This window comes from Chryseobacterium hagamense, from assembly GCF_007991455.1.
GTDB lineage: Bacteria > Bacteroidota > Bacteroidia > Flavobacteriales > Weeksellaceae > Chryseobacterium > Chryseobacterium hagamense.
In genome coordinates, this window is the sequence record NZ_BJYJ01000073.1 from 1 (window position 1) to 3026 (window position 3026).

Below are 3026 nucleotides of genomic sequence, written 5' to 3' on the forward strand. Positions count from 1 at the left end.
TCAACCGCCGGTGCCACCACAAAAGCCGTCTGCTCCTACAAAGAACAGTGCTTCAACCCCGGCTGCCACTCCAAAAGCGCCAACTCAATCCCCGCCAAAAGCTGCCGGCTCACCCGCTGCCTCCAAACCTGCGTCCCAGAAAGAAGAAAGCGGCATCCTCGATGCCATTACCGAAAGCGTAAGAAACAAATGGAACGAACTCTGGGACTGGGCTGAGTCCAAAGGCACCGTAAAACCGGATAAAAAAGCCACGCCGCCGAAGCCGGAAGGGAAAACGACGAGTGTGGTGGATCAAACTCCGAAAGAAGTATTTTCTAAAGTAACAGGTCCCGGAAAAGAAGCCGTTCTTTATATATCCAGTGAAATTGCTACGGAGATAAAAGTTGATAAAGCCGGCAAACTAATTTCGTATCCTGATTACGGCGGCTATAACGGAATGGAGGAATATAAAGAAGATAATAAAATATTTTCCAAAAAGATTTCATCTTCCAAAAGTGCTTTCCCTCTTTACAAAATGTACATCTACAGAGGAAATAAAGTAGGGGAGGCCGTTAAGAAATTAAAACAGGATCTGAAGTTTAAGACCCATGAAAATGCAGAAGCGACTGTATTGACGGTTGCAAGACATGCACAGACCAATAATAAAAATTATGGGTCAAGTGGCCCGATCCCGCCGAATACTGTTGATTCTCTTTACCGGATCAGGTATATGCAAGCGAGGAACCATGCCAATAAAGAAAGCTTCAGATACCGGTTTGTAGATAACAATGCAGCTAACCTGAAAGTTGTAAAAGATCTAAAAGATGAAGTTTCAAGTGGCGCGATGACATTAGGAAGCAGAGGGTCTATTTCAATTGACCCGTGGAAATCAAAGGATCTGATAGGATGTGTGGGAGTAAGAAGTTCAGATGGAGAAAATCATTCGAGTTATGCTACTGAAATCAAGGATTTAAGTGCTGCCAATTATAAGTTCGTATATCATGCGTTGAATAATTATCTGGAATCCGTTATACCTGAGCTCACCGGAGTGTATGGAAGACGCGGCTATTCAAGCAACGGTAAAATAGCAGTTAGTGCCTCTGCCTATGAAGAAGAAATTAAAGTTTTTGCCTTGGTAGATCCGCTGCCGGAAATTGATAACTGCAATTGTGATAAAGTAAAAAAGGATGGCCGGAAAGAATATTACGATTCATTCGGAACCAAAGTAATCAGCCATGTTTCTTCTCATACTTCAGCTAATAAATTCAAAGGATTATACATGATCGCTCAAAGAAGACAGGAAAACGGATTCAGCTTGAAGACTCCGCTTAATAATCCTATGAATATCAAAGGATCCGGAGATGCAGGAAAAAAGAGCATGTCTACCCATGAAACCTACAATGGAAAATATGAGGCACGCGTAGAAAGTTTTGCGAACTTTACTTCGGAAGAAGCTGGTTTTGACGGATATATTGAACTTCTTAAAAAAAACTTTCCGGATGCACATCATGCACTTACGGACAATTCAAAAAGCATAGATGATTTTGTAGCAGGGCTTGAAGATACCGGACTGAAGGGTGCCTATGCTACCGGAGAACCTAAAAATGGCTTAACCGGTACACAGCAATATAAAAAAGCGGTTAAGGATAATTTCAATTCAACTCTAAATGACTATAAGAATATATTGGCATGTAAACTTTGTAAATCGAAAGATGAAAAAGAGAAGGCAGAAATTAAAAAAGATATTGAACTTTTAAAACAGTTAAAATGAGAGGAATTGTTGTTTTTATATTGGCTTTCCAGCTGTTGAGCTGCCAGGGCAAAAGTCAGGAGAAAGAAAATTGCAGTAAAGAGAATGCCTATAACAAGATTACTCAGATACCTGAGGTTTCAAAAGCGGTTAATACCTATAAAACAGGTAAGCACCGGATCATCTTCACTGTTGATGAAGGAGATTATAAAAATAAAAAATATTACATCATTAAAGAAGAACAGGAAGGTGAATTCAGCAATAGTGTCTGGAATATTTTTTATGTCGATAAAAGCGACTGTTCGGTGTACTATTATGATACCGTCAGTGGAGATTTGATGTCATTGAGCCAGTGGAGATCATTAGGAAAAAAAAATGAAAAAAAAAGTATGGAAAAAATTAGTTTCACCGATTTGTTCAACGAAGGAACAATAATAAAGTTTACGCCAAATGATTTGATTAACAAGAGCAATAGTGACATTCAGGAATTTAAGAAAAAGCTTCAGCTCTTCGAAGAACAGAATCCGGTCATCGCTGATTTTGATATTAAAAATCTATCTGCTTTAATTAATAATGAGACTTTTTTTGATCTGCAATATTACACCGACAGCAGTTGGCTTGAATATTTTATACAAAAATATAAGATTGATGCTTCAGGGCTTGAAGATCTTATGGCACTTGCCATTAGGCAGGAGGATTTTAACGCAGTTAAAATATTGGTGAAACATGGATATATCATTTCTAAAAAAGATCTTGTTAATGCTGCCGATACAGAAAATGAAGCTCAGGAAAAGTTAAAAGAGAACAAAACTGACGGTTATGAAAGCTATATTGCAGGCAATTCCAGGATTAATCTGATTTCATCGTTTTTACGCCAGCAGTACAGAATGAATAAAATTCAGGATCCTGATGGCTATACAAATTTAAGAAAAGGCAAATCCATAGCTTCTGAAGTGTTGGAGAAAATAAAATCCGGTGATCCTGTAGAAGTCCTTGATAATAGCGGAGATTGGTTTTTCGTAAGAACGAAAGACGGAAAAGAAGGCTATGTCTATCGGAACAGAATTAAATCCGTATAGGTGAATCTGCTGAAATACTTCTGTTCAGGGATAAAAATTTCTTATTTAAAGCTCTTACAGCTATATTAAACACTGCATTAAAAAACTCATAATAGTTGATTAAATATCCAGTAAATTGAAATTGATACTTATTAAATCAATCAAAAAAACACATCTTCCATGTCTAAAAAAGGAGTTTCAAAAATTTCGGGAAACCCTGCTCCGAAAGTAGGGGAGAA

The 3026-nt window shown here is 37.9% G+C and carries 2 protein-coding genes; both read left to right on the top strand.

Features of this window, described 5'->3' with window-relative positions; all coding sequences use genetic code 11:
- On the top strand, positions 1-1750 hold a 1750-nt coding region (locus tag CHA01nite_RS20660; RefSeq protein ID WP_228458481.1), incomplete at its 5' end, for a hypothetical protein.
- A 368-nt stretch (positions 1751-2118) separates the two neighbouring features.
- Positions 2119-2808: an SH3 domain-containing protein gene (locus CHA01nite_RS20665; RefSeq protein ID WP_170234791.1), complete on the top strand. Its 690-nt coding sequence runs from the start codon at positions 2119-2121 to the stop codon at positions 2806-2808.
- Positions 2809-3026: the final 218 nt, after the last annotated feature.